Annotated in this window: 18 protein-coding genes; 6 read left to right on the forward strand and 12 right to left on the reverse strand. The window is 60.0% G+C overall.

What is annotated here, in order from left to right; all coding sequences use genetic code 11:
- The first annotated feature begins 604 nt into the window (after nucleotides 1-604).
- A complete protein-coding gene (locus KFS80_RS25780) occupies nucleotides 605-967 on the forward strand; it encodes a DUF6124 family protein (RefSeq protein WP_212546348.1) in 363 nt (120 codons plus the stop codon).
- A 123-nt stretch (nucleotides 968-1,090) separates the two neighbouring features.
- On the opposite strand, the gene KFS80_RS25785 is transcribed toward KFS80_RS25780, so the two are convergent.
- The 8 genes from KFS80_RS25785 to cpaB are packed head-to-tail and all read right to left on the reverse strand — an operon-like array spanning nucleotide 1,091 to nucleotide 8,546.
- Entirely contained in the window at nucleotides 1,091-1,363 is a 273-nt protein-coding gene (locus tag KFS80_RS25785) for a DUF3613 domain-containing protein (RefSeq protein ID WP_053116923.1), read from the reverse strand.
- A 10-nt stretch (nucleotides 1,364-1,373) separates the two neighbouring features.
- Entirely contained in the window at nucleotides 1,374-2,096 is a 723-nt protein-coding gene (locus KFS80_RS25790; protein WP_212546349.1) for a tetratricopeptide repeat protein, read from the reverse strand.
- 23 nt (nucleotides 2,097-2,119) lie between these two features.
- Nucleotides 2,120-3,004 (reverse strand): type II secretion system F family protein, encoded by an 885-nt coding sequence (locus tag KFS80_RS25795; protein ID WP_212546350.1) that lies wholly within the window; start codon nucleotides 3,002-3,004, stop codon nucleotides 2,120-2,122.
- Nucleotide 3,005: 1 nt separating this feature from the next.
- Entirely contained in the window at nucleotides 3,006-3,890 is an 885-nt protein-coding gene (locus tag KFS80_RS25800) for a type II secretion system F family protein (protein WP_212546351.1), read from the reverse strand.
- Nucleotides 3,891-3,908: 18 nt separating this feature from the next.
- Entirely contained in the window at nucleotides 3,909-5,177 is a 1,269-nt protein-coding gene (locus KFS80_RS25805) for a TadA family conjugal transfer-associated ATPase (RefSeq protein WP_053116927.1), read from the reverse strand.
- Entirely contained in the window at nucleotides 5,174-6,364 is a 1,191-nt protein-coding gene (locus tag KFS80_RS25810; protein ID WP_053116928.1) for a CpaE/TadZ family protein, read from the reverse strand. The genes KFS80_RS25805 and KFS80_RS25810 overlap by 4 nt, the downstream gene beginning before the upstream one ends.
- Nucleotides 6,361-7,584: a type II and III secretion system protein family protein gene (locus KFS80_RS25815; protein WP_212546352.1), complete on the reverse strand. Its 1,224-nt coding sequence runs from the start codon at nucleotides 7,582-7,584 to the stop codon at nucleotides 6,361-6,363. The genes KFS80_RS25810 and KFS80_RS25815 overlap by 4 nt, the downstream gene beginning before the upstream one ends.
- Nucleotides 7,585-7,604: 20 nt before the next feature.
- Nucleotides 7,605-8,546 (reverse strand): Flp pilus assembly protein CpaB, encoded by a 942-nt coding sequence (cpaB, locus tag KFS80_RS25820; RefSeq protein WP_212546353.1) that lies wholly within the window; start codon nucleotides 8,544-8,546, stop codon nucleotides 7,605-7,607.
- Between the two features lie 338 nt (nucleotides 8,547-8,884).
- Here cpaB and KFS80_RS25825 point away from each other — a divergent pair, with 338 nt between their 5' ends.
- The 4 genes from KFS80_RS25825 (at nucleotide 8,885) to KFS80_RS25840 (ending at nucleotide 11,415) form a co-directional block, all read left to right on the forward strand.
- Nucleotides 8,885-9,091: a Flp family type IVb pilin gene (locus KFS80_RS25825; protein ID WP_053116954.1), complete on the forward strand. Its 207-nt coding sequence runs from the start codon at nucleotides 8,885-8,887 to the stop codon at nucleotides 9,089-9,091.
- A 118-nt stretch (nucleotides 9,092-9,209) separates the two neighbouring features.
- Nucleotides 9,210-9,422 carry a Flp family type IVb pilin gene (locus KFS80_RS25830; RefSeq protein WP_159813475.1) on the forward strand — a complete coding sequence of 71 codons (213 nt, stop codon included), beginning with the start codon at nucleotides 9,210-9,212 and terminating at the stop codon, nucleotides 9,420-9,422.
- Nucleotides 9,423-9,485: 63 nt separating this feature from the next.
- Nucleotides 9,486-9,896, forward strand: a complete 411-nt coding sequence (locus KFS80_RS25835; protein ID WP_053116932.1) for a response regulator — start codon at nucleotides 9,486-9,488, stop codon at nucleotides 9,894-9,896.
- A gap of 709 nt (nucleotides 9,897-10,605) precedes the next feature.
- Nucleotides 10,606-11,415: a hypothetical protein gene (locus KFS80_RS25840; protein ID WP_159813473.1), complete on the forward strand. Its 810-nt coding sequence runs from the start codon at nucleotides 10,606-10,608 to the stop codon at nucleotides 11,413-11,415.
- 129 nt (nucleotides 11,416-11,544) lie between these two features.
- Here the strand turns inward: KFS80_RS25840 and KFS80_RS25845 are convergent, their stop codons facing one another.
- From KFS80_RS25845 to KFS80_RS25860, 4 genes are all read right to left on the reverse strand, one after another.
- Nucleotides 11,545-13,215, reverse strand: coding sequence for a ShlB/FhaC/HecB family hemolysin secretion/activation protein (locus KFS80_RS25845; RefSeq protein WP_212546354.1), 1,671 nt, complete (start codon nucleotides 13,213-13,215; stop codon nucleotides 11,545-11,547).
- 131 nt (nucleotides 13,216-13,346) lie between these two features.
- Entirely contained in the window at nucleotides 13,347-15,245 is a 1,899-nt protein-coding gene (locus tag KFS80_RS25850; RefSeq protein ID WP_212546355.1) for a collagen-like triple helix repeat-containing protein, read from the reverse strand.
- A 485-nt stretch (nucleotides 15,246-15,730) separates the two neighbouring features.
- Entirely contained in the window at nucleotides 15,731-16,588 is an 858-nt protein-coding gene (locus tag KFS80_RS25855) for a MaoC family dehydratase (RefSeq protein WP_212546356.1), read from the reverse strand.
- A gap of 3 nt (nucleotides 16,589-16,591) precedes the next feature.
- Nucleotides 16,592-17,944 (reverse strand): 3-oxoacyl-ACP reductase, encoded by a 1,353-nt coding sequence (locus tag KFS80_RS25860; protein WP_212546357.1) that lies wholly within the window; start codon nucleotides 17,942-17,944, stop codon nucleotides 16,592-16,594.
- A gap of 257 nt (nucleotides 17,945-18,201) precedes the next feature.
- Here KFS80_RS25860 and KFS80_RS25865 point away from each other — a divergent pair, with 257 nt between their 5' ends.
- The gene (locus KFS80_RS25865; protein ID WP_212546358.1) at nucleotides 18,202-19,479 is read left to right on the forward strand and encodes an acetyl-CoA C-acetyltransferase; all 1,278 of its coding nucleotides are present in this window, start codon (nucleotides 18,202-18,204) and stop codon (nucleotides 19,477-19,479) included.
- Nucleotides 19,480-19,953 lie beyond the last annotated feature (474 nt).

The following is a 19,953-nucleotide window of genomic DNA, read 5'->3' on the forward strand; positions in this document are numbered from 1 at the left end:
TCGGTCAGTCCCCTCTCCCTCCGGGAGAGGGCTAGGGTGAGGGGCTTTTGATCCAAGCTTTAAAACTCAAGTTCGGCTCGGTATTTCACGTCGGCGTAACTCGCCCAAACACCCCGGTCAGTCCCCTCTCCCTCTGGGAGAGGGCTAGGGTGAGGGGCTTTTGATTCAGTCTTTAAAACTCAAGTTCGGCTCGGTATTTCACGTCGGCGTAACTTGCCCAAACACCTTGATCAGTCCCCTCTCCCTCCGGGAGAGGGCTAGAGTGAGGGTTTGCTTTTGGCTGTTTAAAAGTGTGTGAAATTTGTCGAACCTTCCCACAGGGTTTTCAGGTTGTCCGTCGGACGCGCGCGCTCTAGTCTCTGCCTGTCGCTGCCAATTCAGCGACCAGGAGTGGAAACCTGTATCAAGTAGATGCATTGCATCGCTACCGTAATCATTGTCGGCGTCTTCTTTCGTCTGCAAACTGTGTCGCGGCGGCTGTGCGTGGGCAGACTTTGGTCTGGCCGGTTGCCTACTTATCGGTTTTCCACCCTGCGTACAGCTGCCACCTTTTGTCGTGTGGAAACGGCAAGAGTTGGCTCTCACTAGGAAGTAGGAGCTTTTCATGGACAAAGTGATTCCCGATCCCCCGCACGACGTCACCACCCCACTCGGCGAAGCCATCCGCGCCGACGATCAAATCAAAAACCGCGAAGCCATCAAACGCGCCCTCGATTTCTACCTCAGCCCAGCACCCGAAAAAGCCTACCAACCCAGCACGATGTTTCTCGTCCATCCCAATGTCGATACCGAAAGCCTGCTCGCCCACGCATGCGAATCACTGGCCTCGGCGAGTGCCATGGCGAGTAATTTTGCGAATGAGTTGAGTGGTTTGCAGAGGAGTACGGCGTTGGCGATTCAGCAGATTGTGATGCTTGCTGAACTGACGGTGAATCGTGCGCTGGATCGGGTTGATCCGCAGGCGTAAGACCGTGTCATCGTTCTTCGCGAGCAGGCTCGCTCCCACAGTTGACCGGGTTCTTTCAGATGGAATGCGATCGAGTGTGGGAGCGAGTCTGCTCGCGAAAGCGGTCGGATGGTCGCCCCGCTTCTAATTTTTGGTCTCAATCTTCCCGCCCGCATCCGGGTCATACAAATCCGGGATTTCGTATTTGTATTTTTTGATCCAGCGCTGCATCGCCAGTTCGCGCTCGGTGGCGGTGGCCGGTTGTGGGTTTTTCGAGGCGGCCTGGTTGCGGCTTTGCAGGACGAGCCAGCCTTCGGTTTCCTGTTGTTGCGCCGAGGCGGGGCCGGCGTCGATGGCGTGGGCGCTGAGGGGCAGGCTGAGCAGGGTCAGGTAGCACAGGCCTTTGACGGGGTTCATGGCTGTCTCCTTATTTGATCGAGGACGGCAGTGGGTCGGCGACGACCGCGACCTGGTTGCCGGGCACGGGTTTGGCTTTGACCGGGGCTTTGAGTTTTTCCGCGCGTTCCTGGGCTTCGGTGAATTGATCCGGGGTCAGTTTGGCGCGGCTGACGATTTCGGCGGCTTGCGGCCAGTTGTTCTGGTAGAGCAGTAAGGTGACCAGGTTCTGCGCCGCCAGTTGGTTGTTTTGCTTGAGTTCGAGGGCGGTGAGGAATTCGAAGCTGGCGTCGTTCAGGCGCAGTTGGTTGAGGTAGACCACGCCCAGGTCGTTGCGGATTTTTTCGTCGGTGGGCGCCAGGCGCACGGCACGTTGCAGGTGCGCCTGGGCCTGGCCGTTGTCGCCGCGCGCGGCATAGAGTTGGCCGAGGCCGTGTTCGGCTTCGGCGGTCAGGCAGCCGCCGACGAGGCTGCGGTAAAGCGGTTCGGCTTCGCTGCGGCCGAGCAGGCGATAGACCTTGGCTTTGCGCAGGCGCACTTCGCTGAGGTTGTCCGGCAGGCTTTCGAGGTTGGCGAGGCTGGCGTGCAGTTTGCCGTCGTTGGCCAGGTCGTCGGCCAGGTTCAGCGCCAGTTCCTGCTCCGACGACAGTTTGCTGCAACTGGACGGCGACAGCAGCGACGTCCACGGCGCCTGGCCGTTGGTGGCGCAACCGCCGAGCAGCAGCAGACTGGCGATGACTATCAGTACTTTCATCAAACACGCTCCATGAGTCGGATTCAGGATGCAAACGCCCGGGTAATCGCAGTGAAGCCGGGGCCGGCGAGGACGATCAGCAGCGCCGGGAACAGAAACAACATCATTACCACCGACATTTTTGCCGACATCTTCGAGATGTATTCCTGCAAGCGTGTCAGGCGCCGGTCATCCAGCAGTTGTTTGAGCGCCAGCAGCGATTTCATCGCGCCGCCGCCCTGTTGGATCAGTTGTTGAAGGATCACGCAGGTGTCGGTGAATTCGTCGACGGCGAGCATCACCGCGGCTTTGTTCAGCTCCTGACCGAGCTCCAGTCCGGAGTCGACACGGACGAGGATCAGGCGCAGTTCGCTGGTCAGTTCCGGCAGCAGTTTTTGCCCCTCGATGCTCAGCACGCGGAGTGCCTGCTCCACCGCCATGCCGGATTCGAAGAGGATGCGCAGCAGCGGAATGAACGTGGAAATTTCCACCGAGATGATTTTCTGCCGACGCCCGGCCGCGTAGGCAAGCAGGCGTTTGGGCAACAAGTAACCGGCGCCGGCGGCGAGCATCGGCATGATCCAGCGGTTGTCGGCGTGGGGGAAAAACACTTCCTGTAAAAAAATCGCCAGTCCTAAGGTCAGCAACGGCGTACCGATCTGGCAGGCGGCGAACAGCGCGCGCTCGTTGGCGCGGCGCCAGCCAATGCGGCTGAGCAGGATCTGGGTTTCGCTGTCGATGGTCACCGAGCGCCGACCAAATCGCGTGTTGCCGAACGCGCGCAACCAGTTGCCGAATCGGTTTTCGCGCACCAGATGCCCTTGCAAGCGCTGGTTGACCTGGCGCACGCGACGGCGCTCGGTGAGCAAGTGGTTGGCCACCAGCAGCAGGGCGCCAAGCAATAACATCAGGGCGGCGAGATAGAGCATTTCAAACACTCCGCAACATGCGCCACAGCGCCAGGCATCCGAACACTTGCAACAGCGCCGCGATGATCAACATGGTGTGGCCGCCCGAGTCGTGCCACATGCCGAGCATGTAACCGGGATTGGTCAGCATGAAATAGCTGACGAGGATGATCGGCAGCGAGCCGAGCACCCACGCAGTCATCCGTGTTTCTCCGGTGAGGGCGCGCAATTGGCGGGCGCCCTGATCGCGTTCGCGGATCAGTTTGATCAGGTTCTCCAGCAGCTCGCTGGCGTTGCCGCCGTAGCGGTGATTGACCTTGAGGCCGAGGGCGAACATGCGCAGTTCGTCCTGCTCGTAGAGCTCGGCAAAGTCGCTGACGGCGTCAGGCAGATTGACCCCCAGTTGTACGTTGCGCTGCACCCGGCCCATGGCTTTTTTCAGCGGATCATCACTGGCTTCGATGCCGCCCATGACCGCGTCGCTCAAGGTGCGCCCGGACTTCAAACTGCGCACGGTGTGATCAAGTAACTGCGGCAGCTGCTCGATCATGCGCTTGATTCGGCGCCGATAAAGGAAGGCGATGTATAGGCGCAAAATAAGTGGCGGAGCGACCAGCATCACCAGCAAACCAACCCAGTCGAACAACAGATAACCGAGACCAATGGAGACCGCCCACAGACTCATCCACAAACCAAAACGCTCGGTCGGACGGCCTAAACCTGCGCGCAAAAACATCCGCTCAAGGCCCACCCATTTCGGTTTTTCTTCGGCCAGTTGCGGTTGCCCGGCGGCCAGTCGACCGAGGACTTTTTCGTTGGCGGTTTTGCGTATGCCGTGCAGAAACAAACGGATCGACAGCCCGAGCAAAACCAGACACAAGGTGATGAGAATGACCGATCCCAGCATGCTCCGTGCTCCTTGCCGTCAGCCCAGATGAGTCTCGTGGCGCAACTTGTCGCCCGCCGGATTGACCGCTTCACGGAGGAAGCCGAAACCGGTGCGGCGGTCGAGGCGGAACAGGGTGTTGGTGACGTAGACGTCTTCGCGGATGCCGACCACTTCCACCACTTCGCTGACGCAGCGGCGCCCATCGGGCATGCGCGTCAACTGGATGATCACGTCGAGCGCCGCGCAGATCATCTGGCGCAAGGTGCGCTCGGCGATGGCGCGACCGGTCAGGCCGACCAGCGTCTCCAGACGCAGCAGCGCATCCTGCGCATTGTTGGCGTGGACGGTGCTCATCGAACCGTCGTGGCCAGTGTTCATCGCGGTCAACACATCGACCACTTCGACCCCACGAATCTCGCCGAGGATGATGCGGTCGGGGCGCATCCGCAGGGCGTTGCGGATCAGGTCGCTGGCCTTCACTTCGCCGTGGCCCTCGGCATTCGGCGGACGGGTTTCGAGGCGCACCACGTGCGGGTGGCCGAGCTGCAATTCGGCGACGTCTTCGATGGTCACCAGACGTTCGTGCGGGTTGATCAATTGGCTGAGGATGTTCAGCAGCGTGGTTTTGCCGGTGCCGGTACCGCCGCTGATTAAAATATTGCAGCGCTTGCCGACAGCGTCCTGGAGGAATTCGAAGATCTGCAGATCAATGGTTTGCATGGCCATCAGGTCGCTGCTTTTCAGCATGTCCTTTCGAAATTTCCGAATCGACAGGCACGGGCCGTCGAGGGCAATTGGCGGAATGATCGCGTTGACCCGGCTGCCATCCGGCAGGCGCGCATCGACCATTGGCGACGACTCATCGAGACGCCGACCGAGCGGCGCGAGAATCCGCTGCATCACCCGTTCAACGTGATGCGCATCGATAAAACGCAGGTCACTTTGATGCAGCACGCCGTCGCGTTCGATGAACACCCGGTGCGGGCCGTTGACCAGAATTTCCGTCACCGTTGGATCGCGCAGCAGCACTTCCAGCGGGCCGAACCCGGTGAGCTCGTCGACGATTTCTTCGCCCAGCCGCTCCATCTCATAACGCGAGATCGCCAGGTGCAAACGGGCGATGTATTCGGCGACTTTGTCGGTGACGAATTGCGCGAGTTGCTGGCGCGAACCCTCCAGCAGGTTTTTCCCCGACTCTTCGATGGCATCGATGATGTAGCGGTGCAGCACCAGTTTCAGGCCTTCGTGATCGGTGTTGCCCACCGCCCCGCGTTGCGGCGAGCCGAAGAGTTTTTCGCTGCTCATGTGTTGCCTCGCAGACGCCCGAACCAGGTGACTTTCGGTTTCGCCAGCCCTTCGGAGCGTTTCGCCAGACGTTCGCCGAGGGCGCGCAGGCTTTGCGTGAGTTTTTCTCGCGGCGCCAGTTCGAACAGGCTGACGCCCTGATTTTTTGCGTTGAGGCGGACTTCGGCGTTGGCCGCCAGAACCGCGATAACTTCCAGGTTGTAGGTCTTGCCGAGGGTTTCCGCATCCGGCGCGACGTTGCTTAAATAGCGGTCGATCAGCAGTCGGCCGTGGTCGAGTTTCATGCCTTTCTCGCGCCAGTTATTGAGCACGGCGAGGTTGCGTCGGCAGTTGAGCACGTTCTGATCGGTGTACCAGAGCAGCTTGTCGCAATGGCTGACAAAAGTGCGCAAGGCTTCGCTGTCGGCTTGCCCGGTGAGGTTCACCACGATGTGCTGGAAGTGCTGACGCAGGGCGCTGAGGAGCATGAACAGTTCGGCCGCGCTGGTGGTTTCCAGCGGCTCGTCACTGCTGGCGTAAGCGAGGATGCGCAGCCCGGCTTCGGCGCTGGTGAAAGCGCTGTCGATCAGCGTGGCGTCGAGGCGTCTTAGGTGGCGCAGGGCATCACCGAAGTGGAAAGAGCTCTCCAGCCCCAGCAACGCGAGGCTGTCACCACGGGGCAGACCGAGGTCGAGGAGCAAGGTTTGCTGACCGCTCTTTTGCACGACCATCGCCATGTGATTGGCCAGCAGTGCGCCGTCGGAGCTGCTCTGCACGCCATACATCACGGTCAGGCCACCCAGTTGCGTGTTCGGTGCCACCGGCGGCAGACGTTTGCTCAGGCGCCGCACCAATCCTGCGACTTCGCTGGAGCGCGAACCGTAGGCGACGAAATCCCGTGCGCCGGCGCGCATCGCATTCAGCACCAACTGATTGTCCATGCCATCGCCGAGGGCGACGATCGCCAGCATCGGTTTGGCTTCCAGCGCACCTTCGATCAGCGCGCTCTGCGCCACGACGTGTTCGCGATCGAGGCCGACGAACACCAGGTTGGCGAAGGTGACATCGACCAGTGCGAGCAATTCATCGAGGCTGCCGCCACCGGCGCTGACCACTTGGCCGAGCGGCGCGAGGGCGCTTTGCAGCCATTCCAGATCGGTGCTGTTGCGGGTGATGGCGAGGAACGTCTGGCTCAGGCTCTGGCTCATTGGGACAACCCACTGCGCTTGTCGAAGTTGCCGTTTTCGAGGAAGAACATGCGATAGAAATTCGGGTCGTAGTTGCGCAGTTTTTCCCCCGGCAACGACGGCAGTTGCGCGTCGGCGGCCAGCGGCTGCACCAAGTGCGGGGTGACGATCATCAGCAGTTCGCGCTCTTCGCGTTTGATCTGCGAATCACGGAAAAACGCGCCCAGCACCGGGATGTCGCCCAGGCCCGGAAACTTGTTCACCTGCGAAGTGTTGGTGGTGCTGATCAAACCGCTGATGACGAAACTTTCGCCGTCGGCCAGCGACACACTGGTGTCTGTGCGGCGCACGGTCAGCGCGGGCACTGGGGTGCCGCCGATGTTGATGGCGTTGGCGTAATCCAGTTCGCTGACTTCTGGTGCGACTTTGAGGGTGACACGATTACGGTCGATCACGGTCGGCGTCAGCGTCAGACGAATACCGAATTCCTTGTATTCGATGGTCACTGTGTCGCTGCCGGAGCTGGGCACCGGAATCGGGATTTCGCCGCCGGCAAGGAAGCTTGCGCTTTGCCCGCTCAGCGCTACCAGACTTGGCCGCGCGAGGGTGTAAGCGAAGCCGCTGCCTTCCAGCGCATTGATGATCGCCATGGTCTTGCCGCCGATCCACGAGAAGTTGAACAGACCGTTGTTCACCGGCAAGCGTGGCTGCGGCACACCATCAATATTCGGCAATGTGCCGGGCGAGCCGAACAGGAAGTTACCGCGTACGCCGATCAACGAGGCGGTGGCTTCCTTGAGTTTGGTGCGGCTGACTTCGACGAAACGAATGTCGGTCTGCACTTGCGACGGCAGGGTCGGATCTTCTGACGGCGGCAGGCTGGCACCGGTGAGTGCGGCGGTGGCGGCGCCTTGCACGAACACCATGCTCTGGCGCGGTTCGCTGGAGCACGACGTCCAGACCATCAGGCTGGTGGCGCCGGGCGCGACGCCGGTGAGCAGAAAAGACGAGCTGCCGTTGGCGTGCACGTCAGCGATCTTCGGGTCGCCAATCGCCAGCCGCGTGATCGCCACCGGTGATTGCACATCCTGTTGAAAGCCCTCGCCGATCTCGATCACCGGCGGCATGCGCCCGAGTGCCGAGCAATTACCGGTGGCCGCCCACACGGCGTCCATCGACAGGCCCATCAACAACATGGCCTGCAGCATTGGTTTTAAGGTCGGCCAGCAACGACTCGGCATGCACTTGGATCCTTGCGCAATCATGGGGTTTGTTGAGTGATCTGGTTGCCGCGAATGATCTCCACCGCCGGCCGTGCAACTGTGCCGGAGCCACCGCTGGACGGCACTTTTGGCGCCGCGCCGAGGGCCAGTTGGGTGAACTGGAAGAGTTGGCTGTTGGCGTTGTCGATGTGGCCGGGTGCCTGACTTTCGCCAGCCCAGTATTTCGCCAGACGTTGTTCTTCGCTGCTGCGCACGGCCAGACGCAACGTGCCGACCTGGGTGGCGAGCATCATCCGGCTGAGCAGTTGTTCCGGTACCGCCAGCACCACGGTGCGTGCGGCGATGCGGCGCTGATCCTGTTTGATTTTTTCGTCGGCGCTCAGCGCGGGGGAGGCGGGTTGGCCGTCGTTGGTCAGGCCGTATTGATCACCGACGCCGAGCACGCGCATGGCCGGTAAAACAATCTGCGCCGACTGCTGCAAGTTGCTGCCGTCCTGGCGCAGGTAGAGGAGGACATCGACGTAGTCACCGGGAAGCAATTGCCCGGCAGCGCTGATGACTTCATCGACGGCCACGGTGAGCGCGCGTTCATCGCTGTGGATCATGCGTGCCAGTGAGCCACCGGCGGAGAAGCTTTCATCATTCAGCCAGGTGCCGGCGCTGAGGTGCCGCCACGGTGTGCGGCCGACCGCTTGATCGACGCTGCTCAAGCTGCCGGCCGGGGCGCTGCGCAGTTTTTCCACGGTGACGTCGGCGGCGCTCAGCGGCGTGAATGGCGGCACGTCGTGGAGCAGAACCACCACCGGTTGGCGGGTCTGGTCTTCGGCGATCGCGACAGTTTTTTCAACGGTGACGTTCGGCGCGGCTGGCGCCTCGGCAACAGGGGCCGGTTGACGGCTGAGCACCAGCCCCCAGTAACCGACAAAAACGGCGCCGAGCAACAACACTGCTGCAAGGCCCATGGTGACGCGACTGTTCATGACGGCTCTCCCTTTCCTGCTGCACGACCCACCGCATTTTTCAACGAGAGATTTCGCAATCCGGCAGCTATGAACATTCAACTATTTCGCTATTTCCACGCTAGCTGATCCAAGCCAAAACGCCATTAGTGACAGACAAATAACTGACTAAAGTAGGGGTGTTGGCCAATTAACAGCAGGAAACGGCCGATCACCAATGGACTAATCCTTTGTGATTAATCCGTTCTTACAGTTGTTGGGAGGGGGTTTGTTGACAATGCTCAAATGGCACGGTGGAACCTTGCCGCTGTAGCGTGACATCGGCGCCAAAGGCGCGAAGGAGTGGACGTATGTTTCGTATGACTCTCGACTATCTGCGGGCGCATGCCCGGACATTCTGCAAAAGCGACGAAGCGGCGTCGGCTATTGAATACGCGATTGTTGTGGCGATGGTCGCCGTGGTTGTCGTGGTATTTGTGACACCTGTCGGCGATAAGGTACTGGCGATTTTCAACGTCATTCTGACCAAGCTTGGCGGTACGGCGCAGACCAAGCCCGGTATCTGATCGAACTCACTCTTCCTTTTTCATGGCCTGTGCGCGCTGACGAATAGCGGGCTCAGGCTTTGACGAGGCTGTTGGATTTTCCGTGTCCGGCCAGTGGTTGGCGCGAAGGAGAATAGCCATGTTGCTTGAATATGTGATTGCTCGTGTGCGCTCGTTCCTGGGGAGCACCGAGGCGGCGTCGGCCATCGAGTATGCGATTGTGGTGGCGATGGTTGCTGTGGTGGTTGTGGTGTTCGTTACGCCGATAGGAGCGAAGGTCTATGCCATTTTCAGCAGTGTGCTGACGTCCTTGGGCGGAACCCCGCCAGCGGCTCCGGTGCAGACGCCTTGATCGCGATGATGGGCGAATGACGCGCTACACTCGGGTTCACTTTCGGTTTTTCAGGGATTGCCCATGACTGCTTCCTCGCTGCCGCGCCAACAGTTGCTTCTGGTTGACGATGAGGAGGATGCGTTGCTGGAGCTGGCTGAGTTGCTGGAGGGTGAGGGGTTTGTGTGTCATACGGCGACGTCGGTGAAGTTGGCGTTGCATCATTTGACGCGGCATCCGGATATTGCGTTGGTGATTACCGATTTGCGCATGCCTGAGGAGTCGGGGATGTCGTTGATCAAGCGCTTGCGTGAGCATACGTCGCGGGCGCATTTGCCGGTGATTGTGATGTCGGGGCATGCGGATATGGAGGATGTCAGTGATTTGCTGCGGTTGCAGGTGGTGGATCTGTTTCGCAAGCCGATTTATCACGTGAGGTTGTTTGAGACTTTGGATAATTTGTTTCCCAAGCCTAGGGGGGTTGGGCGGGGGTGAGTTTTTGGGGGTATATCCGTTGGTGGGGGTGGGGCTTAGTACGGTTCCGCCCTTACGGCGGGTCACTTTTGCAGACGCCCAAAAGTAACCAAAACGCTTTGCCCTGACGTTCGGCCCTCGCTTGGGCTCGGGTTCCTTCGCTGCGGGATTGATCCGGGGTTCATCGCCTACGGTTTGCTTCGCTGCACCTCCTCTCGATGTGTTTGGCTGCGCCAAACGGTCGCTGCGCTCCCACCCCGGATCAATCCCTCCACTCAGCCTGCCGACGGGCTCCGAGCTCAAGATCAAAAGCAGGCGAGCGGACACTCGGCTTATTGAGTGGTGAGAAGCACGGCACGTTCGGCTTTTGATCTTCGTAGGAGCCGAGCTTGATCGCGAAGGCGGCCTGAGAGCCGACTAATCTTTACCTGAATATCCCCAACCTGTAGGAGCTGCCGAAGGCTGCGATCTTTTGATCTTGCTCTTAAAAACAACATCAAAAGATCGCAGCGTTCGGCAGCTCACAGGGGGGGGCTCCATTCAGTAGGTGGGTATCGTAATTTTCTTTAGCGCACAAACGTGAACTACGACGAGCGGTAGTTAGACCTGTAATTTCTGACAGTAGGCAGTCGCCTGCGTTTGGTATTCACTGAGATCTGTTTTCGCCAGCTTTTCTGCAGGGAATTAGTCCTGGAAGGCTTGGTAAATTCTTTGAAAAGGAAATCAAGTGATGTCTGAGCAGAAGTTGTTATCCGACGCTGAGGCCGTTCTAAGAGAATTGGATGTGGTGTCCGTGCCCGTCAGTCAACAAGCCCGTAAGGCGCCTGTGGTTGAAAACCTGTTGCCAGCACTGCCGGGTGATAAGGCGACTAAATTACAAAGGAGTCGTCAGGGCAAGGATTGCAGGGTGATTGTGGAGGATCTGTGGCTACCTCCGGGGCTAGCGCAGGGTGACGCATTTATGGTCTTGTTAAAAAACGGTTCCGAACTGGTTTCTCATTGGATGGACGTACCCATTCCGCCTCCAGTCAAATTTGAAATGACACTGGCGGGTGCTTTCACGGATACGATGGGATTATTTCGTTTGTCTTATATGGTTCACTATTTGGGTAATGCCCACAAATCTGATACTTCAGAGTTTGTAATTGACAGAGTTGCCCCCAATTACGGTAATCCTGGTATTGCGGCGGTTCCGCCATCTGAGATCATCAAGGGTGTTGTCACGCGCAAAATTCTGGATGCTCTTGGGGATATCACTATGATCATTCCCACCCCTGCAGATGTTAAGCAGGGCGATGTCTGCATGGGTTATTACGGAAGCCGTAACTCCGGAATTTATGTCGACAGACATGTTGTAGATGATGATACCTCTGCACCGATTCAAATAAAGATTCCAAGGGCGTCAGTTGAAGACAACGGTGATGGGGCTTTTTTCTTTTATTACATATATGAAGACCGAGTCGGTAACGTCGGCCCATCCTCAAGGCTTTTCCAGTTCGAGATTCAACTGACACCTGTGTCGGTAGATACGGTTGACTGACGTCTGGAAAGAAAAACGCCGTCCGAAAGATGAGGATGGCGTTTTTTTTGCCTCAAGACCGGTATTGATTGCGAACAAAAACAGGCTCTACGAACCTGCTCGCGAAAACGCCCTCCTAAGCACCGCCCCCTACAACTGATAACTAAAACTGATGCTATATCGCGTCCGCCGGTTAAACGTATCGAGTGCTTCATCCGACATTGCCTTCGCCGCTTCCAGCGCGATGTTGTAGTACTTGGCATCGCCAAACCGTAATCCCAGCGCCGCCGAGGACAAGCTGTTCGCCTGCACCGGCAGTTGATTGAACCAGCTGCGCGAGCGATCCAGCACTACATACGGTTGCAGTATCCGCACCCAGCTTCCTTCGCGGTTGTAGCTGTAGTTGACCTCGTACGCCACGCCCCATCCCTTGTCGCCGGACGCTTGGTCATCGGGATAGCCGCGACCGAAATTCTGTCCGCCAAATACCGCGCGTTCGCTGTCGGGCACGCTGTCGTCGCTCCAGTACAGGGCGGCCGAGAGCACGCCTTGCCAGTTGTCGAAGAATTTATCGCTCTGCACCCCGGACAGTCGTGCGCGGAAGAAGTCGAGGTCGATGGCGGTGTTGTTGGTTTTTGCGCCCATGCTGTCGAGGCCCTGGTAGAGGCCGGCGCTGAGGATGCGCAGTTGTTGGGCATCGGCTTTGCGCCAGTCGCCTTCGAAGGCGAGGGCGCGGATGTCGGTGCGTTCTTCGACGCTCAGCGGGTAGCCGACGACGTTGTAGCGGGTTTTGTCGTTGACGGCGTAGAGGCGCGAGCCGGCTGTTAGCAGTTCGTTGGAGGCGGCGATCAGGGGAACGGTGAAGCCGACCGAGTAGCGGTCGTTTTCGCGGTGCGGTTTGAGTTCCAGGCCGTTGTCCAGTCGCAGGTTGGTGCCGGGGTCGGCGCGGTAGCGTGAGGCGGACAGGGCCAGTTGTGTGCCCTCGGATCCGAGGAATTGGCTGTAGTCGGCGCGGTAGTAATGTTCGTCATCGTCACCTGGCGGGAACAGGCCGCTGAGGGTCAGTTGTTCGCCCATCGAGGTTTGCGAATTGCTGCTGACACCGAGCAACGCCTGCGTGCCGTTGCGGTTGTCTTCGGTGGTGCTGAGTGTGCTGGTGAACGGCTTGCGGCTGGCCTGGGCGATCAGGGTGGTGGCGCCGTCGGTGGTGCCCGGTGGCGGCACTTGCGCCTGAATGGTGACGCCGGGGATGCGTGTCATCAGCGTGGTGTAGCGTTCGAAAGTCTTGCGGGTCAGCGGGCGTTCGGCCTGGATTTTGGTGATGAATTTATCCAGCAGACCTCTGACGCGGCCGACGTCGCCTTCGACTTGTACGTCGCGTACGTAACCTTCCACCAACACCACCCGCGCCACGCCGTCGTCGAATTTCTGTTGCGGCAGGAACGCGTAGGACAACAGGTAGCCGTCCTGTTGATAACGGCGGGTGATGTTGCGCGTGGCTTCGATCAGATCGGCGAGGCTGGTTTCGCGGCCGATCAGGGGCTTGTAGTTTTCTGCCAGTTCAGTGAGCGGGTAGATCGTGCCGCCTTCGATCTGCACGGTTTTCAGGTTGATCTTGGTGCTCATCATCAACGGCTGCGCGGCGGCAGCGCCGGGATCCGGGACTTGCACGGGCGCGGCGTTCGGGCGATAGGCATCGGCCGGCAGGTTGGGCACGGGCAGGTTGCGGATGGTTTCGTTGGAGTTGAGGAAGGTCGGCAGGGTGTCGGCGAGGGCAGTGGAACTGAGGCTGAGGAACAGCAAAGACGCCATTACGCGCATAGGACACTCCGTGGTCATCACAGCACCGGGCTGATTTTTCCTAAGAAAAAAGCGGAAGACTCGTAGGAATCTTCCGCCCTCAACCAAGCGTAGGCGCTGTAGGTGAGGCCGTCGAATCGGCCAGGTGCAATTTAGCGTTTGTTGCCGCCCAGGGCGCCGGTCAGACCACCGAGTACGCCACCCAGACCACCACCGGTGGCGGTGCCGCCAGCGCCGGAAGCGGTGCTGGTGACTGTGTTGAGTACGCCGCCGACAGTGCCGCCGACAGTGTTGACCGTATTGCCGACGGTGGCGCCGACGTTACTGACCAGTGAAGTGACCGGGTTTGTCGCGCCAGTACCTCCGCCCGCCGTGCCGGCGTTGACCAGGCCTCCGACAGCGCCGACGGTGGTGCCCACGCTGGCGACGGTGCCACCGACGGCGCTGAGAACCGGGTTGCTTGTGGCACCGGCGATGCCGCCACCCAGATTGCTGACTGCGCCGCCCACTTGTGCGGTGAGGCTGGAGACCGGGCTGCCAAGGCCGGTCGCTGCGCCGACATTTTGCGTCAGGCTGGTGACGGCTGCCGTGACCGGAGCAATGCCTGTACTGACGGTGTTGGTGATGGTTGCCAGGGTTGCGGTCGGTGCGGTGATCGGTGTGCCCGAACCGCCCAGAGCCGTGTTGAGCGAGGCGACGGTATTGCCGACCGAGACGACGGTGCCGCCCGGAGCTGCCAGTGCGCTGTTGCCAGTGCTCAAGCCGCTGCCAACATTGGCCACCGCGCCGCCGACGGTTTGCAGCAGGCCGGTGCCGCCGAGCGCGCCGCCGATGCCGCCAAGTCCGCCACCGATGCCGCCGGAATCGCCACCACCGGTGCCGCTTGATACCAGGCCACCGGCCTTGCCCACTGCGCTGCCGACATTGCTCAGCGCGCCGCCGACGGTGTTAGTGACGGGGTTGCCATTACCGGTGGCAGTCACTTTGCTGCCGAGGCCGGTTACAGTTGCGCCGAGTTGCTGGGTCAGGCCATTGAGTGGCGAGCCGAGGCCGGTTGCGCCGCCGACTTTGGTGGTGATGCTTTCAGTCATGGCAATCACCGGTACCAGTTTGTCGCCGACGCCTTTGGTCAGCGAGCCAAGCGGGCCGGTGGTGGTAGCGGCACTGAGGGTGTCGCCAATCATGGTCACTTTGTCACCAACGCTACCGAGAATCGGTGCGACTTTGGTCACCACGCCACCGACGACTGGAACGCTGCTGGTGGCGGTCACCAATTTGCCGTCAAGATCCTTAACACCATTGCCGACATCTGAAACTACTCCACCGACCGATGCGGCGGTAACGCCCAGACCATTGTCAGTGGTGCCCAGTTTGCCGATGCCGTTGGCCACACCATCGCCGAGCGTGCTGACCACATTGCCGGTGGTGTTGACTGCGCTTTGAACCACACCGCCGACAACCGGCACTTTACTCAGCGAATCGCCCACCTGGCCAACGCCATCGCCGACGCCGGAGACGGTTTTGCCGACATCCTGAATCAGGTTGGTGGTGACCAAAGGCGTAGTGGTCGGATTAGTCGGGTCAGTTGGATTGGTCGGGCCGGTAGGTCCGGTTGGACCCGTAGGCCCGGTTGGGCCAGTGGAACCGGTTTCGCCAGTAGAACCCGTTGGTCCGGTAGGGCCGGCGGGACCTGCAGGGCCGGTCGGACCCGCTGGGCCGGTGGTGCCTGTGCCGTTGGTTCCGCCAGTGCCAGCCGTACCGTCCGTGCCGTTGTTGCCGTTTGTACCGCCAGTTCCGCCAGTGCCGTTAGTACCACCTGTGCCGGCCGTGCCGTCAGTCCCGGTTCCACCGGTACCACCGCTGCCGGCCGTACCATCGGTGCCGCTGCCGGAACCACCCGCAGCCCCGTCAGTACCGGCGGAGCCACTGGCCGGCGCAGAACTGCCGGAGCTGCTGTGATGGCCGCCACCGCCGCTGCTGCAACCGGCGAGACCGAGAGAGAGAACCACTGCCAAAGCGATTGCAGATTTTGACCAGACTTGAGTTTTCATGATCGAGATTCCTTGCACCTGTCACAACGTTCGTTGCCTTCGATGACTCGCCGATTCATGTCGCCGGCAATGTCTTCGCCCGTTGCTGCAATCTCAGTCCAGGCGCGGGTTCTCGCCATTCTCAAGTTGGTATTAACGCCTTTATATAGAGGGCCGTTTGCTGCGCCTTAGGACTAATACCGAGGTGATAAACGCGCAAAAAAAAGCCTTGAAAATCAAGGCTTGGGTTTTTTCATTGGGCGGGAGGGGAGGCGCGAAAACTTAAGTGATATATACACAATTAACAGGTCAAATTTCCCCGTTTCCGGGATCGACACAACCCTCTGTGCCACCTCAACCCTGTGGTGAGGGGATTTATCCCCGTTGGGTGGCGCAGCCGCCCCAAGATCAGCAATCAGTTTCTTTCTGATACACCGCATTGAATGGACTCACGACTGCTTCGCAGCCGAACGGGGATAAATCCCCTCACCACAAGGGTTCTGCGTTTATTGCGCGATCGGTTGCCACAGGCCAACCATATGCTCCAGATCTTCCGCACCCACCAATCGCAACTCACCACTCGACCCCGCCGCACTCGCCAGCAACGTCACCTCACTAGGCAGTCTTACGGGCTTGCGAAAGTGCACAGTGATTTCCAGATTGGCCTTGGGCAAATGATCGGCCAGCGCCGCCAATGTCCGTGCCTTGTTCCACAAGCCATGAGCAATGGCCGTAGGAAAACCAAACAGCTTGGCACTCGCCGCGCTCAAGTGAATCGGGTTGTAGTCACCGGAAACCTTGGCGTACTGCCGGCCAATGTCCGCCGGCGCTTTCCACTGCGCCACTTCGCTTAATGCTTGCGCAGGCTCCCAGTGCTGTTCCACCGGTTCGCCCTCAAGTTTCACTCCGCGACAAAGCATTTGGCTTTCCGCTTCCCACAACGGCCCTAGTTGATCGTCCAGCGTGGTCAGCACATCGAACGTTGCGCCTTTGGGATGCGGTTGCAAGTTGTGCACACGCACGCTGACCTGCGCGCGGCTGATCCCGCCCATTGGCCGCAACACGCGAATGCGATTGCTCAGATGAATCAGCCCCAGCAGCGGAAACGGAAACTCTTTTGCCGTGAGCAATTGCATCTGCAACGCGAACGCGAGGATGTGTGGATAAGTCGGCGGCAACAGCCCGTCATCGGCAAAGCCGCAGACCTTGCGATAGTCCGCCAGGCGCTTGCCATCGACATCGACCCAACAGCGCAAACCGCTGTCGGGCAGGGTGGTGCCGGTGATTTTGCGTCGCGTCGCGGCCCGTGCGTAAAGCCCCGGCAGGCTCGGTTCGCGTTCCAGCGTGTGCCATTTGATGCTCATGCCTTAAGCCCCCAAAACACTTTGCCCACAAACCCGCAACGCCTGACCGGTGAACGCGCCGGTGCCCGGTTGCGCCAGCCATGCGACGGCTTCGGCGACGTCTTGTGGCAAGCCGCCCTGGCCCAGCGAACTCATGCGCCGCCCGGCTTCACGCAGACCAAACGGGATGTGCGCAGTCATCTGCGTTTCGATAAAACCGGGGGCGACCGCGTTGATGCTGATGCCACGCTCCAGCAACGTCGGCGCCCACGCTTGGGCCAGACCGATCAAACCGGCCTTGCTCGCGGCGTAGTTGGTTTGCCCGCGGTTGCCGGCGATGCCGCTGATCGAGGCGAGCAGAATCACTCGCGCATTGTCGTGCAGCGTGCCGTTGTCGAGCAGCGCTTTGGTCAGTACTTGCGGCGCGTTGAGATTGACCGCGAGCACCGCGTCCCAGAATTCCGGGGTCATGTTGGCCAGGGTTTTATCGCGGGTAATGCCAGCGTTGTGCACCAGAATGTCGAGGCCGTCCGGCAGGCGTTCGGTCAACTGTGCGGCGGCGTCTTCGGCGCAGATATCGAGGGTGATCGCGCGGCCACCGAGGCGGGCGGCGAGGGCTTCGAGATCGGTTTTCGCTGGCGGCACGTCGAGCAGAATCACTTCCGCGCCATCGCGGGCGAGGGTTTCAGCGATCGATGCGCCGATACCGCGTGCCGCACCGGTGACCAGCGCTTTGCGACCGGCCAGCGGACGTGTCCAGTCAGTGACTTGTGTGGCGCACGCAGTCAGGCGAATCACTTGTCCGGAGACAAAGGCGCTTTTCGGCGAGAGGAAAAACCGCAGCGGGCCTTCCAGTTGATCCTCGGCACCTTCGCCGACATAGATCAGTTGCAACGTGCCGCCGCTGCGCAGTTCTTTGGCCAGCGAACGCGAAAAACCTTCGAGCGCGCGTTGTGCACTGGAGGCGAATGGATCGCGGAGAGTTTCCGGGGCGCGGCCCAGAATCACCAGATGCGCGCTGCTCTCAAGATTCTTCATCAGCGGCTGAAAGAATTCGCGCAGTTGCTTGAGCTGGTCGGTGTGCTGCAATTCGCTGGCGTCGAACACCACCGCTTTGAGTTTCGGGCCATGGCCGGGAATCCATTCGGTGGCGGTCGCCGGTTGCTCGCCGTAGCGGTAAATGCTTTCGGTCAGACGGTTGGCGAACGTGCTGACGCGCTCGGCCAGCGGCCCGCCACCGATCAGCAGCGCACCTTCCACCGGCCGCAGGCGTCCAGCCTGCCAGCGCTCCAGTCGCACCGGCGACGGCAGGCCCAGCGCCCCGACCAGACGATGGCCGAAGGACGAGTTGGCGAAGTCGATATAGCGGTCAGACATGGAACGCTCTCCAAAAGTTGGGGTTCAAAGTGTGGACTACCGATGGCAATCAATCGTTCGATCCACGCAATAGGGCCTACGCTAGAACACTGAGGTTTAGCAGGTCTGGCAGATAAATGCGGAAACTGTGGGAGCGAGCTTGCTCGCGAAAGCGTCCGGTCAGCCCCTGCACATAGTGAATGTGCCGGACTCTTCGCGAGCAAGCTCGCTCCCACAGGGTTCTGTGTGTTTTCTTGATCAGTCAAAAGGAGTTATTCATGAGTCAGCTGCGCCGCGTCGCGATCATTGGCGGTAACCGTATCCCTTTCGCCCGTTCCAACGGGCCGTACGCCACGGCCAGCAATCAGGTGATGCTCACTGCCGCGCTCGAAGGCCTGATCGAACGCTACAACCTCCACGGCCTGCGCATCGGCGAAGTGGTGGCGGGCGCGGTGCTTAAATTGTCACGGGATATGAACCTGACCCGCGAATGCGTCCTCGGCTCGCGTTTGTCGCCAGCCACTCCGGCCTACGATATCCAGCAAGCTTGCGGCACCGGTCTGGAAGCCGCATTGCTGGTCGCCAACAAAATCGCCCTCGGCCAGATCGATTGCGGCATCGCTGGCGGCGTCGACACCACGTCGGACGCGCCGATCAGCGTCAGCGAAGGCCTGCGCAAAATCCTCCTGCAAGCCAACCGCGCGAAAACCACCGGCGACAAACTGAAAACCTTTTTGCAACTGCGGCCCCAACACCTGATCCCGGAATTCCCGCGCAACGGCGAACCTCGCACCGGCCTGTCGATGGGCCAGCACTGCGAATTGATGGCGCAGACCTGGAACATTCCGCGTGAAGAGCAGGATCAACTGGCCCTCGAAAGTCACCAGAAACTGGCGGCGTCCTACAGCGAAGGCTGGCACAACGATCTGATGACACCGTTCCTTGGCCTGACCCGCGACAACAATCTGCGCCCGGATCTGACCCTGGAAAAACTCGCCGCGCTGAAACCCGCGTTCGAGAAAAGCGCCAAAGGCACGCTGACGGCAGGCAACTCCACACCGCTCACCGATGGCGCCTCGGTGGTGCTGCTCGGCAGTGAAGAGTGGGCGAAGGAGCGCGGCTTGCCGATCCTTGCCTACCTGCGCGATGGTGAAGCGGCGGCGGTAGATTTCGTCAACGGTGCCGAGGGCTTGTTGATGGCGCCGGTGTATGCGGTGCCACGCTTGCTGGCGCGCAACGGGCTGAGCTTGCAGGATTTTGATTACTACGAAATTCATGAAGCGTTTGCGGCGCAGGTGTTGTGTACGCTCAAGGCTTGGGAGGATCCCGAATACTGCAAATCCCGGTTGGGGCTGGATGCGCCGTTGGGGCCGATTGATCGTAGTCGGCTGAATGTGAAGGGCAGCTCGCTGGCGGCGGGGCATCCGTTTGCCGCAACCGGTGGACGCATCGTCGCCAACCTGGCCAAACTGCTGGAGGCGGCGGGTAAGGGGCGCGGTCTGATTTCGATTTGTGCCGCTGGCGGGCAAGGTGTTACCGCGATCATCGAACGCTAGAAGAGCCCCTCACCCTAGCCCTCTCCCAAAGGGAGAGGGGACTGATTGGGGGATGCTTGCGAGGTACGCCGACCTGATAGTGCTTTACCGAATCCAAAATTCGACGCGGTTATTCAGTTAGCCGAATCCATATGTTTCAGTTTGCCCAATCCATAATCGACGCGGTGTTTCAGGTCGATGTATAACGCCAGACAACTCGGTCGGCCCCCTCTCCCTCCGGGAGAGGGCTGGGGTGAGGGTAAAAAGGCGAAACCACAAATGTCAGATTCTGTCGCAAATGCCCTCACCGGCCGATACCAACAAGTACCACGCTGTCAGCTATGATTCGCTGCGGTCTACGCAGGTTGGCCCTGAATAATCCGGCACAGTGTGTGCATCGACAACGTTCACAGGTCGGCAACCCCTCCCCGTACTGCGAGGATTGCCGTATAACGAGTGACATTCGCGTGTTTGGTAATAAAGGACCCACAATAA

The organism is Pseudomonas rustica, from assembly GCF_018336155.1.
GTDB lineage: Bacteria > Pseudomonadota > Gammaproteobacteria > Pseudomonadales > Pseudomonadaceae > Aquipseudomonas > Aquipseudomonas rustica.

Bases quoted from the DNA above. Each gene is read 5' to 3' on its own strand.
- KFS80_RS25780 (WP_212546348.1), top strand. From the start codon at position 605: ATGGACAAAGTGATTCCCGATCCCCCGCACGACGTCACCACCCCACTC.
- KFS80_RS25785 (WP_053116923.1), bottom strand. From the start codon at position 1,363: ATGAACCCCGTCAAAGGCCTGTGCTACCTGACCCTGCTCAGCCTGCCC.
- KFS80_RS25790 (WP_212546349.1), bottom strand. From the start codon at position 2,096: ATGAAAGTACTGATAGTCATCGCCAGTCTGCTGCTGCTCGGCGGTTGC.
- KFS80_RS25795 (WP_212546350.1), bottom strand. From the start codon at position 3,004: ATGCTCTATCTCGCCGCCCTGATGTTATTGCTTGGCGCCCTGCTGCTG.
- KFS80_RS25800 (WP_212546351.1), bottom strand. From the start codon at position 3,890: ATGCTGGGATCGGTCATTCTCATCACCTTGTGTCTGGTTTTGCTCGGG.
- KFS80_RS25805 (WP_053116927.1), bottom strand. From the start codon at position 5,177: ATGAGCAGCGAAAAACTCTTCGGCTCGCCGCAACGCGGGGCGGTGGGC.
- KFS80_RS25810 (WP_053116928.1), bottom strand. From the start codon at position 6,364: ATGAGCCAGAGCCTGAGCCAGACGTTCCTCGCCATCACCCGCAACAGC.
- KFS80_RS25815 (WP_212546352.1), bottom strand. From the start codon at position 7,584: ATGCCGAGTCGTTGCTGGCCGACCTTAAAACCAATGCTGCAGGCCATG.
- cpaB (WP_212546353.1), bottom strand. From the start codon at position 8,546: ATGAACAGTCGCGTCACCATGGGCCTTGCAGCAGTGTTGTTGCTCGGC.
- KFS80_RS25825 (WP_053116954.1), top strand. From the start codon at position 8,885: ATGACTCTCGACTATCTGCGGGCGCATGCCCGGACATTCTGCAAAAGC.
- KFS80_RS25830 (WP_159813475.1), top strand. From the start codon at position 9,210: ATGTTGCTTGAATATGTGATTGCTCGTGTGCGCTCGTTCCTGGGGAGC.
- KFS80_RS25835 (WP_053116932.1), top strand. From the start codon at position 9,486: ATGACTGCTTCCTCGCTGCCGCGCCAACAGTTGCTTCTGGTTGACGAT.
- KFS80_RS25840 (WP_159813473.1), top strand. From the start codon at position 10,606: ATGTCTGAGCAGAAGTTGTTATCCGACGCTGAGGCCGTTCTAAGAGAA.
- KFS80_RS25845 (WP_212546354.1), bottom strand. From the start codon at position 13,215: ATGCGCGTAATGGCGTCTTTGCTGTTCCTCAGCCTCAGTTCCACTGCC.
- KFS80_RS25850 (WP_212546355.1), bottom strand. From the start codon at position 15,245: ATGAAAACTCAAGTCTGGTCAAAATCTGCAATCGCTTTGGCAGTGGTT.
- KFS80_RS25855 (WP_212546356.1), bottom strand. From the start codon at position 16,588: ATGAGCATCAAATGGCACACGCTGGAACGCGAACCGAGCCTGCCGGGG.
- KFS80_RS25860 (WP_212546357.1), bottom strand. From the start codon at position 17,944: ATGTCTGACCGCTATATCGACTTCGCCAACTCGTCCTTCGGCCATCGT.
- KFS80_RS25865 (WP_212546358.1), top strand. From the start codon at position 18,202: ATGAGTCAGCTGCGCCGCGTCGCGATCATTGGCGGTAACCGTATCCCT.